At 68.7% G+C, this 21219-nt stretch carries 18 protein-coding genes; 10 read left to right on the top strand and 8 right to left on the bottom strand.

Features of this window, described 5'->3' with window-relative positions; translation table 11 throughout:
• Nucleotides 1–32: 32 nt before the first annotated feature.
• From FOB47_RS15760 to FOB47_RS15750, 3 genes are all read right to left on the bottom strand, one after another.
• On the bottom strand, nt 33–1337 hold the full coding sequence (locus tag FOB47_RS15760; protein ID WP_170265977.1) for a TRAP transporter large permease: 1305 nt from the start codon (nt 1335–1337) through the stop codon (nt 33–35).
• Nucleotides 1334–1939 (bottom strand): TRAP transporter small permease, encoded by a 606-nt coding sequence (locus FOB47_RS15755; protein WP_053823055.1) that lies wholly within the window; start codon nt 1937–1939, stop codon nt 1334–1336. The genes FOB47_RS15760 and FOB47_RS15755 overlap by 4 nt, the downstream gene beginning before the upstream one ends.
• 387 nt (nt 1940–2326) lie before the next feature.
• On the bottom strand, nt 2327–3112 hold the full coding sequence (locus FOB47_RS15750) for an SDR family oxidoreductase (RefSeq protein WP_053821564.1): 786 nt from the start codon (nt 3110–3112) through the stop codon (nt 2327–2329).
• A gap of 417 nt (nt 3113–3529) precedes the next feature.
• Here FOB47_RS15750 and FOB47_RS15745 point away from each other — a divergent pair, with 417 nt between their 5' ends.
• Entirely contained in the window at nt 3530–5218 is a 1689-nt protein-coding gene (locus tag FOB47_RS15745; RefSeq protein ID WP_053821563.1) for an electron transfer flavoprotein-ubiquinone oxidoreductase, read from the top strand.
• A 158-nt stretch (nt 5219–5376) separates the two neighbouring features.
• Here the strand turns inward: FOB47_RS15745 and FOB47_RS15740 are convergent, their stop codons facing one another.
• Nucleotides 5377–6255, bottom strand: coding sequence for a flagellar brake protein (locus tag FOB47_RS15740; protein ID WP_174782453.1), 879 nt, complete (start codon nt 6253–6255; stop codon nt 5377–5379).
• 340 nt (nt 6256–6595) lie between these two features.
• Here FOB47_RS15740 and FOB47_RS15735 point away from each other — a divergent pair, with 340 nt between their 5' ends.
• Together FOB47_RS15735 and FOB47_RS15730 are read left to right on the top strand one after the other, a co-directional pair.
• A complete protein-coding gene (locus tag FOB47_RS15735) occupies nt 6596–7315 on the top strand; it encodes a FadR/GntR family transcriptional regulator (protein ID WP_174781501.1) in 720 nt (239 codons plus the stop codon).
• Between the two features lie 107 nt (nt 7316–7422).
• Complete coding sequence (locus tag FOB47_RS15730) at nt 7423–8523, top strand: NAD(P)/FAD-dependent oxidoreductase (RefSeq protein WP_174781500.1); 1101 nt, start codon at nt 7423–7425, stop codon at nt 8521–8523.
• An 81-nt stretch (nt 8524–8604) separates the two neighbouring features.
• Here the strand turns inward: FOB47_RS15730 and aroC are convergent, their stop codons facing one another.
• The 3 genes from aroC to FOB47_RS15715 all read right to left on the bottom strand — a co-directional run bounded on the left by aroC (nt 8605) and on the right by FOB47_RS15715 (nt 12334).
• Nucleotides 8605–9717 carry a chorismate synthase gene (gene aroC / locus FOB47_RS15725; protein WP_174781499.1) on the bottom strand — a complete coding sequence of 371 codons (1113 nt, stop codon included), beginning with the start codon at nt 9715–9717 and terminating at the stop codon, nt 8605–8607.
• A gap of 92 nt (nt 9718–9809) precedes the next feature.
• Nucleotides 9810–11717 carry an MFS transporter gene (locus tag FOB47_RS15720; RefSeq protein WP_174781498.1) on the bottom strand — a complete coding sequence of 636 codons (1908 nt, stop codon included), beginning with the start codon at nt 11715–11717 and terminating at the stop codon, nt 9810–9812.
• Between the two features lie 170 nt (nt 11718–11887).
• Nucleotides 11888–12334, bottom strand: coding sequence for a CBS domain-containing protein (locus FOB47_RS15715; RefSeq protein ID WP_006578180.1), 447 nt, complete (start codon nt 12332–12334; stop codon nt 11888–11890).
• Nucleotides 12335–12644: 310 nt separating this feature from the next.
• Between FOB47_RS15715 and FOB47_RS15710 the strand changes: the two genes are divergently transcribed.
• Both FOB47_RS15710 and FOB47_RS15705 read left to right on the top strand, forming a co-directional pair.
• Nucleotides 12645–13994, top strand: coding sequence for an O-acetylhomoserine aminocarboxypropyltransferase (locus FOB47_RS15710; protein WP_053821559.1), 1350 nt, complete (start codon nt 12645–12647; stop codon nt 13992–13994).
• Entirely contained in the window at nt 13994–14821 is an 828-nt protein-coding gene (locus FOB47_RS15705) for an alpha/beta fold hydrolase (RefSeq protein WP_053821558.1), read from the top strand. Before FOB47_RS15710 ends, FOB47_RS15705 begins: the two co-directional genes overlap by 1 nt.
• Nucleotides 14822–14914: 93 nt before the next feature.
• Here the strand turns inward: FOB47_RS15705 and FOB47_RS15700 are convergent, their stop codons facing one another.
• Complete coding sequence (locus tag FOB47_RS15700) at nt 14915–16282, bottom strand: YihY family inner membrane protein (RefSeq protein WP_053821557.1); 1368 nt, start codon at nt 16280–16282, stop codon at nt 14915–14917.
• A gap of 122 nt (nt 16283–16404) precedes the next feature.
• Between FOB47_RS15700 and wrbA the strand changes: the two genes are divergently transcribed.
• The 5 genes from wrbA (at nt 16405) to FOB47_RS15675 (ending at nt 21149) form a co-directional block, all read left to right on the top strand.
• Nucleotides 16405–17025, top strand: coding sequence for an NAD(P)H:quinone oxidoreductase (wrbA, locus tag FOB47_RS15695; protein ID WP_174781497.1), 621 nt, complete (start codon nt 16405–16407; stop codon nt 17023–17025).
• Nucleotides 17022–17465 (top strand): DUF2069 domain-containing protein, encoded by a 444-nt coding sequence (locus tag FOB47_RS15690; protein WP_174781496.1) that lies wholly within the window; start codon nt 17022–17024, stop codon nt 17463–17465. Before wrbA ends, FOB47_RS15690 begins: the two co-directional genes overlap by 4 nt.
• A gap of 50 nt (nt 17466–17515) precedes the next feature.
• Nucleotides 17516–18949, top strand: coding sequence for an FAD-binding oxidoreductase (locus FOB47_RS15685; RefSeq protein ID WP_174781495.1), 1434 nt, complete (start codon nt 17516–17518; stop codon nt 18947–18949).
• A 137-nt stretch (nt 18950–19086) separates the two neighbouring features.
• Nucleotides 19087–20496, top strand: coding sequence for a selenium-binding family protein (locus FOB47_RS15680; protein ID WP_174781494.1), 1410 nt, complete (start codon nt 19087–19089; stop codon nt 20494–20496).
• Nucleotides 20493–21149 (top strand): hypothetical protein, encoded by a 657-nt coding sequence (locus FOB47_RS15675; RefSeq protein ID WP_174781493.1) that lies wholly within the window; start codon nt 20493–20495, stop codon nt 21147–21149. The genes FOB47_RS15680 and FOB47_RS15675 overlap by 4 nt, the downstream gene beginning before the upstream one ends.
• Nucleotides 21150–21219: the final 70 nt, after the last annotated feature.

Genomic DNA, 21219 nt, shown 5'->3' with positions numbered 1-21219 from the left:
AATACGGGGCCGGGGCACACGCACCCCGGACCTCAATAGCCGAGCCGCGCCGGCAGCCACGTCGCCAGCGGCGGGAACGCCAGCACCAGCAGCATCGCGCCGAACATCGCCAGCAGCATCCACACCACCCACGGCACGGTCTCCTCCATCCGCACGCGGGCGATCCGGCAAGATACCATCAGGTTCACCGCGAGCGGCGGCGTGAACTGGCCCAGCGCGACCTTCAGCGTCAGCACCACGCCGAACCACACCGGGTCCCAGTTGAACGCATTGGCGATCGGCAGCAGCAGCGGCACGAAGATCAGGAAGATCGAAATGCCGTCGAGGAACATGCCGACCGTGATCAGCAGCAGCACGATCAGCGCCAGCACGCCGTATTCTCCGACGCCCGAATTGGCGATCGCCTGCGCGAGCGGGTCGATCACGCCCAGCGTCGACAGCGCGTAAGCGAAGATGCCGGCCAGCGCCACCACCAGCAGGATCACCGACGAAGTCTCGGCGGCCTCGCGGAAGATCACGTACAGGTCGCGCAGGCCGATCGAGCGGTAGACCACCATGCCGACGAACAGGCCGTAGACCACCGCCACCACCGCGGCCTCGGTCGGCGTGAACCAGCCCGCGCGCATGCCGCCCAGGATCAGCACCGGGGCGAACAGCCCCCAGGCCGCCTCGCGCAGGCTGCGCCAGAACGGCGGCCGCGGCAGCGAGGCCTCGGCCGCGCCCATCCGGTGCTTGCGCGCCAGCCAGACCGCCGGCACGATCAGCGCGATGCCGGCCAGCACGCCGGGAATCATGCCCGCGGCGAACAGCGCCGGCACCGAGGCGCCGGGCACCAGCACGCTGTAGACGATGAAGGCGACCGACGGCGGAATCAGGATGTCGGTGGCGGCGGCCGCGCCGACCACGGCGGCGCTGAACGAGCCCGGATAGCCGGCGCGCGACATCGCGGCGATCATCACGCCGCCGACGGCGGCGGCATTGGCCGGCCCCGAGCCCGAAATCCCGCCCAGGAACATCGCCACCAGGATCGCCACCAGCGGCAGCATGCCGGGGCCGCGGCCGACCACCGCGATCGCCAGCGTGACGAGCCGCTGCGCGACGCCGGAGCGGTCGAAGATCGAGCCGACCAGCACGAACATCGGAATCGCCAGCAGCGGATACTTGGCCAGCCCCGCGTAGAAGTTCTGCGGCACCGCCAGCAGGCCGAACATCTGCGTGTCCAGATTGGATAGCCCGATCGCGGCGAGGCCACCGAGGCCCAGCGCGACGCCGATCGGCACGCCGAGCAGCATCAGCACGATGAAGACGGCAAACAGCACGATGGCGATCAGCGTCATGGCTGGCGCTCCCCGCCGTCCTGCCGGCGCTGCGCGTGCAGCGCCTTCAGCGCGCGCAGGTTGCGTCCCGCCAGCGCCAGCGCGCGCAGCGCGATGCAGGCCGACAGCACCGGCAGCCAGACCGAGTACCACCAGCTGGGCACGCCGATGCCGGGCGAGGTCTCGCCATAGGTGTATTCATCCCAGGTGATACGCGCGCCGAGCACCGCCAGCGCGACGAACATGACCGCCACCGCCAGCGCCGACACGACGGCCAGCCGGTGCTGCCGCGCGATGCTGCCGCGCTCGAAGAAGAATTCGATACGGATATGCCGGTCCCGCGCGACCGCGGCGCTGCCGCCGACCAGCGCCAGCACGATCATCAGGAATACCGAGAATTCCTCGGTCCAGGCGAACGACTCGTCGGTCAGATAGCGCACCACGACGTTGGCGAAGGTGATGACCACCAGCAGCATCATCACGACGATGCCGATCCAGTCTTCGATGCGGGGGCTGATGCGGAATTCGGCATCCGCTGCCTGGTCCACGGGTTCGGTGATCAACGCCGAATCGACCGCGTGCTGTGGCGCGGCGTCGCGCCGTGCCTGCTCTTGCTGCTCCATCTCCCCGGCCTCCGGTCCGGTCTGCCGTGCCCTGCGGGACCGCGGCAGCTGCTGCATGACGCCTTGGCGGCGTACTTTTTGCGAATGCGTTCTTTTCTGGCCGATGCCGCCGCCGCGTCGCCGCGGGGCGCGGCTAATTAAAGGCTTACGGAATCGGCACCAGCGAATTATGCCCACACTGGCGATGGGCGGACACCTCCAATACCCTAGGCAATGGCAGCGGCATGCAGGTGGCCAGGCGTCGGCGCTGGCGCCCGAGGGGACCGGATAAGCCCCGGGCTGAATGGCCCGCCCCGCTTCTGGCGGGCGGCAGGCACAGGCGATCGCCGTGGGTCGCGCTCGCCGACTCGCGGATGAAGTCGGTATCGGCGGCGCGCGCGGCTGGCTTTATACCATACCGTCGTCGGCGGTGATCACGGCGCCGTTGATGAACTGCGACTGGTCCGAAGCCAGCAGCAGCAACAGCCCATCGAGATCCTCGGGCTTGCCGAGCCGCTTGCGGGGCAGCAGCTGGATCAGCTTCTGGCCGGCATCGGTGTCCCAATGATGGTGGTTGATATCGGTGTCGATATAGCCCGGGCAGATCGCATTGACGTTGATGCCATAGCGGGCCCATTCGAGCGCCATCGCCTTGGTCATGTGGACCACCGCGGCCTTGCTCATGCAGTAGACGCCGATCTGCGACAGCACCTTCAGGCCCGCCACCGAGGCGATATTGATGATGCGCGACTGCGGCAGCGGCGTGCCGTTGCGCTCGGCGCCCTTGGACCGCGCGATCATCCGCTTGGCCACTTCCTGCGCGACAAAGAAGGCGCCGCGGGTATTGGTGTCGAAGACGAAGTCGAAGTCCTCGGCGGTGACATCGGTCAGCCGCTGCGTGGTCGACACGCCCGAGTTGTTGACGACGATATCGATCGCCCCGGCCTCGGTCTCGGCATGCGCCACGGCGGCGCGAATGCTGTCGGGGTCCGTCACGTCGAGCCGCACCACGTGCGCGCTGCCGCCATCGGCCTCGATCGCCGCGCGCAGTTCCTTGAGCCGCTCGGCGCGGCGGGAGGCCAGCACGACCTTGGCGCCCGCGGCCGCCAGCACCTGCGCGAAGCGCATGCCCAGCCCGCTCGACGCGCCGGTCACCATCGCGACCTTCCCTTCCAGATTGATCGACAAACCCATATGGACCTCTGCAGTGGAACGCGTGCCGGCAGCGCCGGCGATCGCGTTCGATGGCTGCCCTCGTTTCACGGGAACGCGGGCAGTATATTAAAAAACGAACGATCGTTCCAAAAAATTGCTTGCCTGTGGGTGTCGAGTCCCGGACAATGCCGGAGATTCTAAGAACTCGGGCACAAAAAGGAAACAGCGAGGCAGAAGCGTGCAGGCAAAAAACCGCGCGCCGATCCGTCGCGATCCAGCAGAAGAGCCGACCACAAGCAGCCGGACCGCGCGCCAACCCGCAGCACTCCGCCCCCGCCTGCCGGCCCCATGCCATCCTTGCCGACCTTGCCGTCGCCCGGTTCCGGCAACACAGGCCACCCCGGATCACCGCTTCCCCAAACACAAGTACGCAGCAACAAAAGAGGGTTAGAGACAATGGACCAGCAGCAGCTCGTGGAGCAGTTCGGCCCCCGCGAATCCATGGAATACGACGTCGTCATCGTCGGCGGCGGTCCCGCCGGCCTGGCGACGGCCATCCGCCTGAAACAGCTGGCGCAGGACAATGGCAGCGAAGTCAATGTCTGCGTGCTGGAAAAGGGCTCGGAGCCCGGCGCCCACATCCTGTCGGGCGCGATCATGGACCCGCGCGCGCTGAACGAACTGCTGCCGAACTGGAAGGAACTGGGCGCGCCGCTGAACCAGCCGGTCACCGAGGACCAGTTCCTGTTCCTGAACGAGACCGGCTCGCGCGGCACGCCGCCGGCGCTGCTGCCCGAGTGCTTCCATAACGAAGGCAACTACATCGTCAGCCTGTCGAACTTCGTGCGCTGGCTCGGCCAGCAGGCCGAGGCGCTGGGCGTGGAGATCTTCCCGGGCTTCCCCGCCGCCGAGGTGCTGTACAACGAAGACGGCTCGGTCAAGGGCGTGGCCACCGGCAACCTGGGCATCGGCAAGGACGGCGAGCCGACCGACAACTTCCAGCTCGGCATGGAGCTGCACGCGAAGTACACGATCTTCGCCGAAGGCTCGCGCGGCCATCTGGGCAAGCAGCTGATCGAACGTTTCCGCCTCGACGCCGGCAAGGATCCGCAGAGCTACGGCATCGGCCTGAAGGAGCTGTGGGAGATCGACCCGAGCAAGCACAAGCCCGGCCTGGTGGTCCATACCGCGGGCTGGCCGCTGGACCCGGCCACCTACGGCGGCTCCTTCCTCTATCACATGGAGGACAACAAGGTCGCGGTGGGCTTTGTCGTCGGACTCGACTACACCAACCCGTGGCTGTCGCCGTTCGAGGAATTCCAGCGCTTCAAGACCCATCCGCAGATCCGCCAGTACTTCGAGGGCGGCAAGCGGATCGGCTACGGCGCACGCGCGATCACCGCCGGCGGCCTGCTGTCGCTGCCCAAGACGATCTTCCCGGGCGGCGCGCTGGTCGGCTGCGACGCCGGCTATCTGAACGCCTCGCGCATCAAGGGCAGCCACGCCGCGATCAAGACCGGCATGCTGGCCGCCGAGGCCGCCTTCGAGGCGCTGCAGGCCGGCCGCCAGCACGACGAGCTGACCGCCTACCCGGCTGCGTTCGAGAACAGCTGGCTGTACAAGGAACTGCTGCAGGCCAAGAACTTCAAGCAGTGGTTCAAGAAGGGCCGCACCACCGCCACGCTGATGACTGGCATCGAGCAATGGCTGCTGCCCAAGCTCGGCATCCGCAACCCGCCGTGGACCCTGCACCGCGAGAAGCCGGACCACGTCTACCTGAAGCCGGCCGCCGAATGCCAGCAGATCGTCTATCCGAAGCCGGACGGCAAGCTGACGTTCGATCGCCTCAGCTCGGTGTTCATCAGCAACACCAACCATGAGGAAAACCAGCCCGCCCACCTGACGCTGAAGGACGCGAGCGTGCCGGTGCAGATCAACCTGGACAAGTACGCCGGCCCGGAAAGCCGCTATTGCCCGGCGGGCGTCTACGAGTTCGTCGCCGACGAGGAACGCGGCGGGCAGCGCCTGCAGATCAACGCGCAGAACTGCGTCCACTGCAAGACCTGCGATATCAAGGACCCGACCCAGAACATCGTCTGGGTGACGCCGGAAGGCGGCGGCGGTCCGAATTACGTGGGGATGTAAGGCGGCTCACCGCCTTGCTGTTCTCCCCTCTCCCAGGGTGGGAGAGGGGTCGGTGGGAGGGCAAGCGGCGTCCGCCATCGCGAACGCCGCCGTTCATCGAACGCTGGCTGCGCCTCTCCCCCAGCCCCTCTCCGGCCAGGCGGGAGAGGGGCTGCCCTCTACACCGGCATGCTCGCCGCGGCCAGCAGCTGCTCGTAGATATAGCAGTGCAATAGCGCCGCTTCCCTTTCCCCCAGCAGATCGAACGCGACGCCGAACGCCGGAAACTCGGCATCGCCGTCGTCGCGCGCCGGATTGCGCGCCCAGGCGTCGACCGTGATCTCGCTGTCGGTGCCGACGGTGCGCAGCACGAAACGCAGCCGCAGGCGCGTGCCGGGAGCCGGCGCGGGGCCGGCGGTCTGAACCAGCGCGCCGCCCGCACCGAGATCCGACAGCACCGCCAGACGCGGCGCGCCGGCCGCGTCGCCGTCCTGAGGCATCAGCTGCGCCGCCAGCCGGGTCTGCACGCGCGGACTGCTGCGCACCGGCACCTGCTGCACCTCGGTCGGCACCGACAGCACCAGGTAGCGGAACGGACTGCGGCATACCGCGGTCACGGTGCAGCGGAAGCTGTGGATCGACTGGCCGGTGAAGCCGCGCAGCAGCACCTGCTCGCCCGCCTGGAAGGTGGCATCGTGGCCGCCGAATTGCGGCCAGCTGACGAACAGCCCCTGCTCGATAAAGCCGATCAGCCGGCTCGCCGCCGCACGGCCGCCGCCGTCGGGCGCCTGGATCTGCAGCAACGTGCCGACCTGCAGCCCGAGCGGGCCCGAGGCCTGCGCCGGCACCGGACCGACACGCACGGCATCGACCGGGGCGGCATCGTCGGCCGGCAGCGGATCGGGCCGGCACACCGAGCCATGGCGAAACACCAGCGCCACGTCGCGGCCATCGGCCAGCACCTTGCCGCTGCCGAGCAACAGATTGCCCTGCCCGTCGAGCAGCGACCACGGCAAGGGCTGGCCGACCGGCAGGTCGTTCGGTGTCAGAGGAATCATCGGCATCCCAATCTCAATGCCCACCGGCGTGGGCGACAGTGCGGAGGCGGCCGCCGGGCCGCGGTCCCGCCTTCCCGATTCCACAGCTATCGGCGCCCGGCTCCAAAGGTTTAGCGACACCCTACCTAAGGGGGATAGCGAAGCGCACGGTGGCGCCAATTGACGAAGGGCAAAGGACGAGCGCCACCGACGAGCGCCACCATTTCGCCTTGACGCTGACGCCGAGTCCGGCCAGAATTGTGCAAAGCTGTCTGACAGCCTTACAGATTTACTGACAAACCGGCGCGCGATGCCGGCTCGACCCTGGCCCTTTCACCGACGACCTGCCTGCGCCATCCCCTTGGAACCTCTTAGCCGCCCCTCTTCCCTGGCTTCGCGCATCGCCGACGCGATCCGCGCCGATATCGGCGCCGGCCGCTTCGTCGCCGGCGCCCGTCTGCCGGCCGAGGCCGCGCTGGCGGCGGCCTTTGGCGTCAGCCGCCCGATCGTGCGCGAGGCCATCGCGCAACTGAAGGCCGACGGCGTGCTGGTCACGCGCAAGGGCTCTGGGGCCTACGTTTCCGACACGCCCGGCGGACAGGTCTGGCGGCTGCGCGGCGATGCCGCCGGTGCGGACGGCAATCCGGCCGACGGGCCGACGCTCACGCACCTGTTCGAACTGCGCGTGATGGCCGAGACCGCCTGCGCCGAACTGGCCGCGCGCCGCCGTACCGACGCCGATCTCGCCGCGATCGCCGCCGCCCTCGCCGCGATGCGCGAGCGGCGTGACGACCCGGCCAGCGCCGCGGCGGCCGACGTGGCGTTTCACCAGGCGATCGCGCAGGCGGCGCACAACCCCTGCATGGCGGGGCTGACCGATTTCGTCGGCCAGCAGCTGCTCGCCGCGCGCCGGCTGGCCTGGGAAAACGCCGCCCGCTATCGCGGCGGGCCCGGCGCGGCCGAGCAGGAACACGCGGCGTTGGCCGAGGCGATCGCCGTCGGCGATGCCAGCGCGGCACGGCAGGCGGCGCGCCGGCATCTGGAAGCGGCCGCCGCGCGCATGGGGCTCGAACTGGATTGATCGACGGGACCGGCAAGCCGGTTCGCGAACGCGGCTCCGGCCGCGTATCGGCTCACGTCGGCCCGCGTCGAATCGGCAAGCAAGACAAGCAAAGCAAGGAAGCAACGATGGAATCAGTGGATTGCGTGGTAATCGGCGCCGGCGTGGTGGGCCTGGCGGTCGCGCGGGCGCTTGCGCAGCAGGGGCGCGAGGTAGTGATCCTGGAGGCGGAGAACACCTTCGGCACGATCACCAGCGCGCGCAACAGCGAGGTGATCCACGCGGGCATCTACTACCCGGCCGGCTCGCTGAAGGCCAGGCTGTGCGTGCGCGGCAAGGCGATGCTGTACGACTATTGCGCCAGCCACCAGATCGCCCACCAGCGTTGCGGCAAGCTGATCGTCGCGACCAGCGCGGCGCAGGTCGCCACGCTCGAAGGCATCCGCGCGAAGGCCGCTGCCAACGGCGTCGGCGATCTGCGGCTGCTGTCGCGCGAACAGGCGCTGGAACTGGAGCCGAATCTGCAATGCGAGGCGGCGCTGCTGTCGCCGTCGACCGGCATCGTCGACAGCCACGGCGTGATGCTGGCGCTGCTGGGCGATGCCGAACGGGCCGGCGCGATGCTGGCGGTCTGTTCGCCGGTGCAGGCCGGCGCCGTCACCGGCGACGGCATCGTGCTCGAAGTCGGCGGCGACACCGCGACCACGCTGCTGGCCCGCACCGTCGTCAACGCCGCTGGGCTGACGGCGCCCGCGCTGGCGCGCCGGATCGACGGCATGCCGGCGGCGCATGTCTCGCCACAGTTCTACGCCAAGGGATGCTATTTCACGCTGGCCGGCCGGGCGCCATTCTCGCGGCTGATCTACCCGGTGCCCGAGGCGGCCGGGCTGGGCGTGCATCTGACGCTGGACCTGGGCGGCCAGGCCCGCTTCGGTCCGAATGTGCGATGGATCGACGAGATCGAATATGGCGTCGATCCGCACGATGCCGACAGCTTCTATGACGAGGTGCGGCGCTACTGGCCGGCGCTGGCCGATGGCGCCCTGCAGCCCGGCTATGCCGGCATCCGCCCGAAGATCGGCGGCCCGGGCGAGCCTGCCGCGGACTTCCGCATCGACGGCCCTGCCGTGCACGGCGTGCCGGGGCTGGTCAACCTGTTCGGCATCGAATCGCCGGGACTGACCGCGTCGCTGGCGATTGGGGAAATGGTGGCGGCGATCGCGGAATAGAAGCGCCGCACACGACAATCGAGCTTCCCTCCCCGCCCCTCTCCCGCATGCGGGAGAGGGGGAGAAAACAATCGGGATGACTTAACCCTGCGCCTTCGGCGCCTGCGCCGGAATCCGCGGCGTGTCCACCCGCACGTCTGCGCATTGCGCGCGATGGCGCAGCGCGTGGTCCATCAGCACCAGCGCCAGCATCGCCTCGGCGATCGGCGTCGCGCGGATGCCCACGCACGGGTCGTGGCGGCCGAAGGTCTCGACCGTCGCGGCCTGGCCAGCCTTGTCGATCGATTCGCGCGGCGTGCGGATGCTGGAGGTCGGCTTGATCGCCAGCGACACCGTGATGTCCTGACCGGTCGAGATGCCGCCGAGCACGCCGCCGGCATTGTTGGTGCGAAAGCCCCCCGCGGTCAGCTCGTCGCCATGGACGCTGCCGCGTTGCGCCACGCTGGCGAAGCCGGCGCCGATCTCGACACCCTTGACCGCATTGATGCCCATCATCGCGTGCGCGATATCGGCATCGAGCTTGTCGAACAGCGGCTCGCCCAGACCCACCGGCACGCCGCTGGCCACCACTTCGATGCGCGCGCCGACCGAATCGCCGTCACGGCGCAGCGCATCCATATACGTTTCCAGTTCGGGGACGATATTGGCGTCGGCGGCGAAGAACGGGTTGCGCGGCACTTCCGCCCAGTCGGTGAACGGCACCTGGATCTCGCCCAGCTGCGACATATAGCCCCGGATCTCGGTGCCGTACTGCTCGCGCAGCCATTTGCGCGCAACCGCCGCGGCGGCCACCACCGGCGCGGTCAGCCGGGCCGACGAGCGGCCGCCGCCGCGATGGTCGCGGATGCCGTATTTCTGCCAGTAGGTGTAATCGGCGTGGCCGGGGCGGAAGGTCTCGACGATATTGCCGTAGTCCTTGCTGCGCTGGTCGGTATTGCGGATCAGCAGGCAGATCGGCGTGCCGGTGGTCTTGCCCTCGAACACGCCCGACAGGATCTCGACCTGGTCCGGCTCCTTGCGCTGCGTCACGTGGCGCGACGTGCCCGGCTTGCGGCGGTCCAGATCGCCCTGGATATCGGCCTCGCACAGGCTCATGCCCGGCGGGCAGCCGTCTACCACCGCGCCGATCGCGGGTCCGTGCGATTCGCCAAAGGTGGTGACTGTGAAGAGCAGGCCGAGGGTATTGCCGGACATGATGAAAACCACGCAGGAATTGGGAAAGGCCTACATTGTACGGCCTGGTGCCGCACAGCACCGCACCGTACGGCGCCGCGGGCGGGCGCGGCTCAGCGCCATTCGCCGCGCAGCCCCTGCACCACCTGCTGCAGGCCTTCGGGCGTGGCCTGCTCCGGCGCGATCGGCTCGCCGACCACAAGTTCGAGCCGGCTCAGGATGCCGCGCCGGAACGGCCGCGTCATCGCCGCCCCGCCCTTGCGCGAGAAAAAGCTGCCCCACAGGCCGCGCAGCGCCATCGGCACCACCGGCACCGGCGTGCGGCGCACGATCTGCTGCACGCCCTGCTTGAACGGATTGATGTCGCCGCTGGCGGTGATCTTGCCTTCCGGGAAGATGCAGACCAGTTCGCCGGCCGCCAGTGCACGCGCGACCTCGTCGTAGGCATGCTTCAGCGTCTGCGGATCTTCATGCGCGGGCGCGATCGGAATCGCGCGCGCCTGCCGGAAGAACCACGACAGCAGCGGCACGCGGAAGATCCGGTGATCCATCACGAAACGCACCGGCCGCGGGCTCGCCGCCATCAGCACCACCGCATCGGCGAAGCTGACGTGATTGCAGACCAGCACCGCCGGCCCTTCGGCCGGAATCCGGTCGGTGTGGATCCGCTTGAGCCGGTACACCGTATGCACGAGGATCCAGGCGACGAAGCGCAGCAGGAATTCCGGCACCAGCGAATAGATGTAGATCGCCACCGCGGCATTGAGCAGCCCGACGGCCAGGAACAGCTCGGGGATGCTGTAGCCGGCGCCGGTCATCGCCATCGCCAGCAGCGCCGAGGCGATCATGAACAGGCTGTTCAGGATGTTGTTGGCGGCGATGATCCGCGCCCGATGCGTGGGCGCGCTGCGGCTCTGGATCAGCGCGTACAGCGGCACGCTGTAGAAGCCGCCGAACATTGCCAGCAGGAACAGGTCCGCCAGCACGCGCCAGTGCGCGGGCTCGGCGATGAAGGCGGCGACGCCGCTCAGCGTGGCCGGTGCCTGGCCGCGGCTGGCGAAGTACAGATCGATCGCGAACACCGTCATGCCGATCGAGCCGAACGGCACCAGGCCCACTTCGACATGCCGGCCCGACAGCCGCTCGCACAGCAGCGAGCCGACCCCGATGCCGACCGAGAACACCGCCAGCAGCAGCGTCACCACGCTCTGGTCGCCGCCGAGCACGGTCTTGGCGAAGGCGAAGAACGAGGTCAGGAAGGTCGCGCCGAGGAACCACAGCCACGAGATGCCCAGCAGGCTCAGGAATACCGTGCGGCTCTGGCGGGCCAGCATCAGGTTGCGCCGGGTCTCGGTGACCGGATTCCAGTTCAGCTTCAGGTCCGGTTGCGGCGCCGGCGACAGCGGCACGCGCGACGCGGCCACGCGGCCGGCGATCGCCAGCGCCACGCAGGCCGCGCCGATATAGAGCGTGGCGGGAATGCCTTGCTGCGCCGCCGTCCCACCCACCGCCGCGAGCTCGCCGCCGAGCACGGTGCCGAGCAGGATCGCGACGAAGGTTCCCATCTCGACCAGCCCGTTGCCGCCGACCAGCTCGCTATCTTCCAGGTGCTGTGGCAGGTAGGCGTATTTGACCGGGCCGAACAGCGTCGAATGCAGGCCCATCAGGAAGGTCGTCAGGTACAGCAGCGGCGCGCTATACCAGGCGAAGCCCGCCAGCCCGACCAGCATGATCGCGATCTCCAGCGACTTGACCAACCGGATCAGCCGCGACTTCTCGATCTTGTCGGCGATCTGCCCGCTGGTGGCGGAGAACAGCACGAACGGCGCGATGAAGATCGCCGAGATCAGGAAGGCCGCGCTGGCCCCGTCCACGCCCTCGAAGCGCGCGGTCTGGTAGGTCACCAGCGAGGTGAACGCGACCTTGAACACGTTGTCGTTCATCGCGCCCAGGAACTGGGTCCAGAAGAACGGCGCAAAGCGGCGCTCGCGCAGCAGGCGGGACTGGCTCGATTGGCTCATGGATGGCGGGGAATTCGCAGCGGAGCTGGCGGGAAATCGACGGGCAACGCTGGCGAGCCCCGATGGCAGGCGGCGCCATCGAAGCTGCGGCTACCCGATCGGCCGTGCCGGAACGGCGGCCGCTGGGCCCCCGCATGCGCGGGCGCCGCCCCCCTGCCCGCGCGGACGCTTCAGCTGGCCTTCTCTTCCGGCCAGTCGCGGATATAGGCCTTCAGCATCCGGTTCTCGAAGCTCTGCTCCTCGACCACGGCCTTGGCCACGTCGTAGAACGAAATGACGCCCATCAGCGTGCGGCTGTCGAGCACCGGCATATAGCGGGCATGGCGCTCGAGCATCATCCGGCGAACTTCATTGACATCGGTCTCGGGCGTGCAGGTCAGCGGCGCGTCGTCCATCACGCGGCGGATCGTTGCGTTGCCGACATTGCCGTTGTTCGACGCCAGCGTCTGGATGATCTCGCGGAAGGTCAGCATGCCGACCAGTTCGCCGTACTCCATCACCACCAGAGAGCCGATGTCGCGCTCGGCCATCGTGGTGACCGCCTCCAGCAGTGACGTATCCGGCTTGACGGTATAGAGCGTATTGCCCTTGATCTGCAGGATGTCGCTGACTTTCATAATGGTCTCCCCTCGATGATGCCGGTGCGGCGGGCGGCGGGCATGGCCCCGCCCGATCAGGCCCGAACCGCGTGGCTGCGCAGGCTTTGCGCGCCATCCGCGATAGATGTGGCCGATGCTAGCCGAAAGCGGGCGCCCAAGTAAAGCCGGAGCCCTTCGGCCCCGCGCGGCCCCCGCCGGCGGCCAGTGCTACGATGCAGGCCGGCACATCCGCATGCCGCCGGACGTTCGCCCCGCGCGAGCGTGTCGGTACCGGCCGCTGTCAGACGGCTTCGCTGGAACCACGATACAAGGAGACACGAAAGAGACCATGTCCGATACCCGTTTCGATACCCTCGCGCTGCACGCCGGCGCCGCGCCCGATCCCGCCACCGGGGCACGCGCCACGCCGATCCACCTGACCACCTCGTTCGTGTTCCGCGACAGCGAACACGCGGCCTCGCTGTTCAATATGGAACGGGCCGGCCATGTGTATTCCCGCATCTCGAATCCGACCGTGGCCGTGTTCGAGGAGCGCGTCGCCGCGCTCGAGAACGGCGTCGGCGCGATCGCCACGGCCTCGGGCCAGGCCGCGCTGCATCTGGCGATCGCGACGCTGATGGGCGCCGGCTCGCATATCGTCGCGTCGGCCGCGCTCTATGGCGGCTCGCACAATCTGCTGCACTACACGCTGCGCCGTTTCGGCATCGAAACCACCTTCGTGCAGGCGCGCGATATCGACGCCTGGCGCGCGGCGATCCGGCCGGAGACGCGGCTGCTGTTCGGCGAGACGCTGGGCAACCCGGGCCTGGACGTGCTCGACATTCCGACGCTGGCGCAGCTGGGCGACGAGCATGGCATTCCGCTGCTGGTCGACTCGACCTTCACCACGCCGTATCTGCTGCAGCCGTTCGCGCATGGCGCGGCGCTGCTCTACCACTCGGCGACCAAGTTCCTCGGCGGCCATGGCACCACCATCGGCGGCGTGCTGGCAGAAGGCGGCAATTTCGATTTCGAGGCATCCGGGCTTTTTCCCGAGCTGTCGGAACCGTATGCCGGCTTCCACAACATGGTGTTCACCGAGGAGAGCACCGTCGCGCCCTTCCTGCTGCGCGCGCGCCGCGAGGGTCTGCGCGACTTCGGCGCCTGCATGAATCCGATGGCCGCGTGGCAGCTGCTGCAGGGGATCGAGACGCTGCCGCTGCGGATGGCGCGCCATGTCGACAATGCGCGCCGGGTGGTGCAGTTCCTGGTCTCGCACCCGATGGTCGAGTCGGTGGCCTATCCCGAGCTCGAATCGCACCCGGACCATGCCATCGCCAAACGGCTGCTGCCGCGCGGCTGCGGCGCGGTATTCAGCTTCAACCTGAAGGGGGACCGCGCCGCGGGCCAGCGCTTCATCGAAAGCCTGACGCTGTTCTCGCATCTGGCCAATGTCGGCGACGCGCGCTCGCTGGTGATCCATCCCGCCTCGACCACGCACTTCCGCATGGATGCCGCGGCGCTGCGCTCGGCCGGCATCGCCGAGGGCACGATCCGGCTGTCGATCGGCCTGGAAGATCCGGACGACCTGATCGACGACCTGAAGCGCGGGCTGAAGGCGGCGCAGAAGTCGATGGAGAAAGGCAGCAGCGGTGGCAGCGGCACTGCCGGCAACAAGACCAACGGAGGGAACGCCTGATGTATCTGAACGTCGATGGCCAGCGGGCCTACGCCTATACCGGCGGCAAACCCTTCGATCCCGCCCTGCCCTGCGCCGTGTTCGTCCATGGCGCGCAGAACGACCACAGCGTCTGGGGCCTGCAGACACGCTGGTTCGCGCATCACGGCTATTCGGTGCTGGCCGTGGACCTGCCCGGCCACAACCGCAGCGAAGGGCCGCCGCTGGCCACGGTCGAGCAGATGGCCGACTGGATTGCCGCGCTGCTGCGGGCGGCCGGCGTCGAGGCGCCCGCACTGGTGTTCGGCCACAGCATGGGCTCGCTGATCGCGCTCGAATGCGCGGCGCGCCATGCCGATACGGTGCGCGCGATCGGCATGCTGGCGACCGCCTATCCGATGAAGGTCTCCGACGCGCTGCTCGATGCCGCGCAGAACCGCGAGCACGAGGCGATCGCGATGGTCAATGCGTGGTCGCATTCGAGCCTGGCCAACAAGCCGTCGGCGCCCGGTCCGGGCTTCTGGATGCATGGCGTCGGTCAGCGGCTGATGGAACGGGTCGGCCGCCGCAATCCGCAGGGCCAGGTGTTCCATACCGACTTTGCCGCCTGCAACGCCTACGCCAACGGCGAGCGCGCCGCGGCGGGCCTGCAGTGTCCGGCGCTGGTCGTGATCGGCAGCAAGGACATGATGACGCCGGCGCGCTCGGCCCGCGCGCTGGCGGCGACGATGCCGCGCGCCAGCGTGGTCGAAGTGCCCTGCGGCCACGCAATCATGGGAGAGAGGCCGGACGAGGTGCTGGACGCGCTGGCGGGCTTTGCGCGGCGCGTGATGGTGAGCGGCGGTTAATCGCGCATACCGTCATCCCCGCGAAAGCGGGGACCCAGTGGCTTGAAAAGACGCTGGGTTTCCGCGTCCCCGGGAACGGCGCGATATCCCCCCTCAGACCTGCCCGTGCCAGCCGGGCGGGACCACCTCGAGCGTGCGGCGCTGCCCCTCGGGGGCCGGTGTCTGCGGCGTCTGCGGCGACATCGCACCCGTGTCGAAGATTTCCTGCAGCGTCTTGTCGAGCATCGGGTTCTCCAGCACGCCGCGCAACGCGTCGGCGCCATGGAGCAGCTGTGCCACCGCGGTGCGCGGCAACCGCGGCAGATTCAGCACCAGCCGGTCGTGCAGCAGCCGCAGCGGCACGCGCGCCGGGTCGCACAGCAGCGCCCAGTGTGCCTGGCCGCGATGGTGCTGCAGCTTGCCGACCAGATGCATCGCATTGAGCTTGCCCAGCAGCACCGCCAGATAATCGGCCTCGACCCGCAGCTTGCGGCCCAGGTCGAGCTCGCCGACGCTGCGCGGTGGCTGCTCGCGCGCGCGGTACAGCACGTACAGCACGCCCAGCGCATCGTAGAACTCGCTGCCGGCAAAGGTGCGGCGGCGCCAGTAGCCCTGCCGCACCACCGGCAGGTTGGCCGCGATGGTGGCGCCCAGCAGCGTCACCAGCCAGCTCAGGTAGATCCACAGCAGGAAGATCGGCAGTGCGGCAAAGGCGCCGTAGACCGCGGTATAGGTCGGGAAACGCGTGACGAAATAGCCGAACCCGCGCTTCGACAGCTCGAAGGCGAGCGCCGCCACCAAGCCTGCCAGAATGGCATCGCGCCATTCGACATAGGCATTGGGCACCGCCGTATAGAGCAAGGCGAAGGCGATCGCCGACAGCAACACCGGAGCGAGGCTGACCGCAAAGCCGACGCCAAACGGCATCGTGCCGACATAGCCGGCGGAGATCGAGATCAGGTACGAGCTGATCGACAGGCTGCCGCCGATCAGCACCGGGCCGCACGTCAGCACCGCCCAGAACACCAGCACGCGCTGCGCGAAGCGCCGCTTCTGCTTGACCCGCCAGATCGCATTGAGCGCGTCCTCGACCGTCAGCATCGTCAGCACCGCGGTGACCATCAGGCCGACCAGGCCGACCGCGGTCAGGCCCTTGGCGTTGCGCGCGAATTGTCCCAGATAGCCGGTGATCGAATCGGTCAGATTGCCGGGAATCAGATTCTGGAACAGGAAGCCTTCGATCGCGCTGCGGAAGTTCGCGAACATCGGAAAGGCGGCGAGCAGCGCGAACGCGACCGTCAGCACCGGCACCACCGACAGCACGGTCGTGAAAGTCAGGCTGGCGGCAACCTGCGGCAGGCGGTCCTCGCCGGCGCGCCGCGTGGCATAGCGCAGCAGCGCACGCAGCTTCTGCCAGTTCCATTCGCGGCGCAGCCGCGCGAGACGGTTGGTGCTGCGGGACAGAAGACTCGGATGGGACATGCGGGGCAAACTCCAGGGCGGCGGGCGCCGAGCCCGCCACTATAATACGCCGGTTGCCCTGCATGGGATGCGTTGCCGCGCAATGCAATGCCCTTCCCGTTTCCGCCTGCCCTCCTGCCCTCATGTCCGACATCCTGGTCCTCTACTACAGCCGTCACGGCAGCACCCGCAAGCTCGCCGAGCTGATCGCCACCGGCATCGACAGCGTGCCCGGCGCCCACGCGCGGCTGCGCACGGTCCCGCCGGTCTCGACGGTATGCGAGGCTACCGCGCCGGACATCCCCGGCGACGGCCCGCCCTATGTCGAACTGCGCGACCTGCACGAGTGCATCGGCCTCGCGCTCGGCAGCCCGACCCGCTTCGGCAACATGGCCGCGCCGATGAAGTACTTCCTCGACGGCACCATCGCCGAATGGCTGTCGGGCACGCTGACGGGCAAGCCGGCCTGCGTGTTCACGTCGACCGGCAGCCTGCATGGCGGCCAGGAAACCACGCTGCTGTCGATGATGCTGCCGCTGCTGCATCACGGCATGCTGGTGATGGGGCTGCCCTACAGCGAGCGCGGGCTGATGACGACCGTGGGCGGCGGCACGCCATATGGTCCGAGCCATCACGCGCTGGGCGACAACAGCCGGCCGGTCAGCGAAGACGAGTCGGCGCTGGCCGTCGCGATGGGCAAGCGGCTGGCGCAGACCGCGCTGCGGCTTGCCGGCCCTGCCTCCGCCAATGGAGCCGCGCGATGAACGCGGCCGACCCGCGCGGCGACGCGGCGCTGCACAGCCCGCTGCTGTACCGCCTGAGCCTGGCCAGCCTGCTCGCGCTGATTGCGCTGTCGATCGCCTGGGAGTGGTTCCTGGCCCCGCTGCGGCCGGGCGGTTCGTGGCTGATCGTCAAGTTCGTGCCGCTGCTGCTGCCGCTGCGCGGCATGCTGACGCGCAACCGCTACACGATGCAGTGGTCGTCGATGCTGATCCTGCTGTATTTCACCGAAGGGGTCGTGCGCGCCACCAGCGACCGCGCGCCGTCGTCGTGGCTGGCATGGTGCGAGGTGGCCCTGACCGTGCTGTTCTTCTTCGCGACCATCTTCTATCTGCGCCCGTACAAGCGCCGTGCGCGTGCGCAGGCTCGCGTGCACGACAAGGCCGAGGCCGACGCCGCGGCCTCCACGCCGACGCGGCGCTGAAGCGCCGCGCCATTTCCCTTCGACGTCTTCCCGATCCGAACGCCAACGCCATGACGCAAGCCCCGACCGACGCCCGCCTCCACTCCTTCCTGTCGCTGTGCCGCGCCGCGCTGGGGCCGACGCACGTGCTGACCGAAGCCGAGGACAAGGCGGCCTACCTGACCGACTGGCGCCGCCGCTATACCGGCGATGCGCTGGCGGTGCTGCTGCCGGGCACCACCGAGGAAGTGGCCGCCGCGGTGCGCGGCTGCCACGCGCACCAGATCGCGATCGTGCCGCAGGGCGGCAACACCGGGCTGTGCGGCGGCGCGACGCCGGACACCGCGCAGCCCTCGGTGGTGCTGTCGCTCAAGCGCCTGAACCGCATCCGCCAGGTCGATCCGCTGAACAACACGATCACGGTCGAGGCCGGCGCGATCCTGCAGCAGGTCCAGCAGGCCGCCGCCGAGCACGAGCGGCTGTTTCCGCTGAGCCTGGCCGCGGAAGGCAGCTGCACGATTGGCGGCAATCTGGCCACCAATGCCGGCGGCACCGGCGTGCTGCGCTATGGCAATACGCGCGAGCTGTGCCTCGGCCTGGAAGTGGTGACGGCCAGCGGCGACATCTGGAACGGCCTGCGCGGCCTGCGCAAGGACAACACGGGCTACGACCTGCGCGACCTGTTCATCGGTGCGGAAGGCACGCTCGGCGTGATCACCGCGGCGGTGATGAAGCTGTACCCCGCGCCCCGCGCACGCGTGACCGCGCTGGCCGCCGTGGAGGACCCGCGGGCCGCGCTGGCGCTGCTCGCGCTGGCGCAGAGCCACGCCGGCGCGATGCTGACCGGCTTCGAGCTGATGTCGGCGATGTGCCTGGAACTGGTGACGCGGCACTATCCGCAACTGCGCTACCCGTTCGACCGGCTGCATCCGCAGGTGGTGCTGCTCGAGCTGTCCGACAGCGAAAGCGCCGAGCATGCGCGCGCGACCTTCGAAACGCTGATGGAGGCGGCCTTCGACGCCGGCATCGTCGCCGACGCGGTGGTCGCCGAATCGGTGCAGCAGTCGCGCGATTTCTGGAATCTGCGCGAGCACATCCCGCTCGCGCAGGTCGAGGAAGGCAAGAACATCAAGCACGACATCGCGGTGCCGATCTCGCGCATCGGCGACTTCATTGCCAGCACCGACGCGCAGCTGCAGGCCGCCTTCCCCGGCGTGCGCATGGTCACCTTCGGCCATCTGGGCGACGGCAACCTGCACTACAACGTGTCGCCCCCGGCGGGACAGGACCACGACGCCTTCCTCGCGCATCAGGATGCCATCAATCGCATCGTGCACGACAGCGTGCATGCGCATGGCGGCTCGATTTCCGCCGAGCATGGCCTGGGCCAGCTCAAGCGCGAGGAGAATCGGCGCTACAAGAGCGAGGTCGAACTGGCGATGATGCGGGCCATCAAGCAGGCGCTGGACCCGCTCGGGCTGATGAATCCGGGCAAGGTGGTGTAAGGCGCGGCGGCGGCAAGCGCGCATAAGCTCATGCGAAATCCGTCGTAGCGCCAGGCCCCGGTTTCGTTGACGCCCCTTTCGTCGCGACCTAGTGTAGATAGGTTCGCGCGGCATATCCGTGCCAGGAGGGGCCTTCCATGAGCCTGCGGCCAGATCCCACATTCCACGCTTCACCGGCGCTGGCGATGCAAGCGCCGGCCGAGGAGTACGCCTACACGGTGATGCTGAGCCCCGATGGCTCCCAGCCCGATGCGCTGGCCGTCATCGACGTCAAACCGGGCTCGCCGGCCTACAGCCAGGTCGTGCATACGGTGCCGATGACCCATCGCGGCGACGAACTGCACCACTTCGGCTGGAATGCCTGCTCCTCCGCGCTGTCTCCGCTGACCGGGCATGCGTTTCTGGAACGGCGCTTCCTGATCATCCCCGGCATGCGCTCGTCGCGGATCTATATCGTCGACACGAAGCCGCATCCGACCCAGGCGGCGATCCACCGCGTGATCGAGCCCGACGAGATCTTCCGCAAGACCGGGTATTCGCGGCCGCACACCGTGCATTGCGGCCCCGAGGGCATCTATGTCAGCACGCTCGGCGGCGCCGGCAAGGATGGCACCGACGGCGCGCCCGGCATCTTCATCATGGACTGCGAGACCTTCGACGTGCTGGGCCGCTGGGAGATCGACCGCGGCCCGCAGGACAAGCACTACGACTTCTGGTGGAACCTGCCGCGCGATTACATGGTATCGAGCGAATGGGCGCTGCCGCCGCAGTTCGAGAACGGCCTGGTGCCCGAGGACCTGCTGTCCAACCGCTATGGCCATCGCCTGCACTTCTGGGACCTGCGCGCGCGGCGCAACGTGCAGACCATCGACCTCGGCGCGCAGCATCAGATGGCGCTCGAAGTGCGCCCTGCCCACGACCCGGTGCGCGAATACGGCTTCGTCGGCGTGGTGGTCGACACCACCAATCTCGAAGGATCGATCTGGACGTGGTGGCGCGAGGACAGGCAATTCCACGTCGAGAAGACCGCGACAATTCCGGCCGAACCGGCCGCCGCCGACTTGTTGCCGCCGATGCTGCAGCCGTTCGGCGCCGTGCCGCCGCTGGTGACCGACATCGACCTGTCGCTCGACGACCGCTTTCTCTACGTGTCGTGCTGGGGCACCGGAGAGATGCGCCAGTACGACGTCACCGACCCGCGCAAGCCACGGCTGACGGGTTCCGTCCATCTGGGTGGCATCGCGCGCCGCACGCCGCATCCGAACGGCAAGCCGTTCGCCGCGGGACCGCAGATGGTCGAGATCAGCCGCGACGGCCGCCGCGTCTACTGGTCCAATTCGCTCTATTCGAGCTGGGACGACCAGTTCTATCCCGACGGCGTGCCGGCGGCCCAGGTGATGGCGCATGCCGATCCTGACGGCGGCCTGACGCTGGCCGACGACTTCTGGGTCGACCTCCCCGCGGGCTACCGCGCCCATCAGATCCGCCTCGAAGGCGGCGACTGCTCGACCGATTCGTTCTGCTATCCGTCCGTCGGACCGCGATGACGTGGGAACAGGCCGGCCTGTGGACCGGCGTGATGGTCAGCGGCCTGTATCACGGCCTGAGCCCCGCGATGGGCTGGCCGCTGGCCGTGTCGAACGGCCTGATGGCGCGGCGTGACGACGCCGTGTTCGCCGCGCTCGGCTATCTGGGCCTCGGCCATGCCGGCGCGGTGATGGCCCTGACCCTCCCGTTCGGCCTGCTCGCCTCGCTGGCGGCATGGCAGCGCGAGATCCGCTTCGTCGCCGCCGCCCTCGTGATCGGCTATGGCATCGCGCTGCTGGTGCGGCGGCGCCATGCGCGCGCGCTCGCCCGCATCCCGCCGTCGCGGCTGGCGCTGTGGTCCTTCGCGATCGCGCTGGCCCATGGGGCGGGGCTGATGCTGGTGCCGCTCTATCTCGGCCTCTGCGGCACCGCGGCCGACACGGGCCATCAGCCCGCTGCCTTGCTCGCCTTCGGCAACGCCGGCATGGCCGTGCTCGTCGCGCTGGTCCACACCGCGGCGATGATCGCCGGCGGCGGCGCGATGGCATGGGTCGCCTATCGCCACGTCGGCCTCGCGCTGGTATCGCGCAGCTGGCTCAATACGGACGCCGCCTGGGCGTTGAGTCTCGTGCTGGTGGGTGGGATGTCGCTGATGGCGGCGACGGCGCGCTGAACGTACCTGGATGCCGAACGCGCCTGGCGCCGATGCAAGGTGTAGCGCGACGGAACCCAGCTCCCCCACA

The organism is Cupriavidus gilardii (assembly GCF_013347325.1).
In the GTDB taxonomy this organism is placed as follows: Bacteria; Pseudomonadota; Gammaproteobacteria; order Burkholderiales; family Burkholderiaceae; genus Cupriavidus; species Cupriavidus gilardii.
Note: the sequence above shows the minus strand (reverse complement) of the source record. Positions and strands in the feature narration are given on the sequence as shown.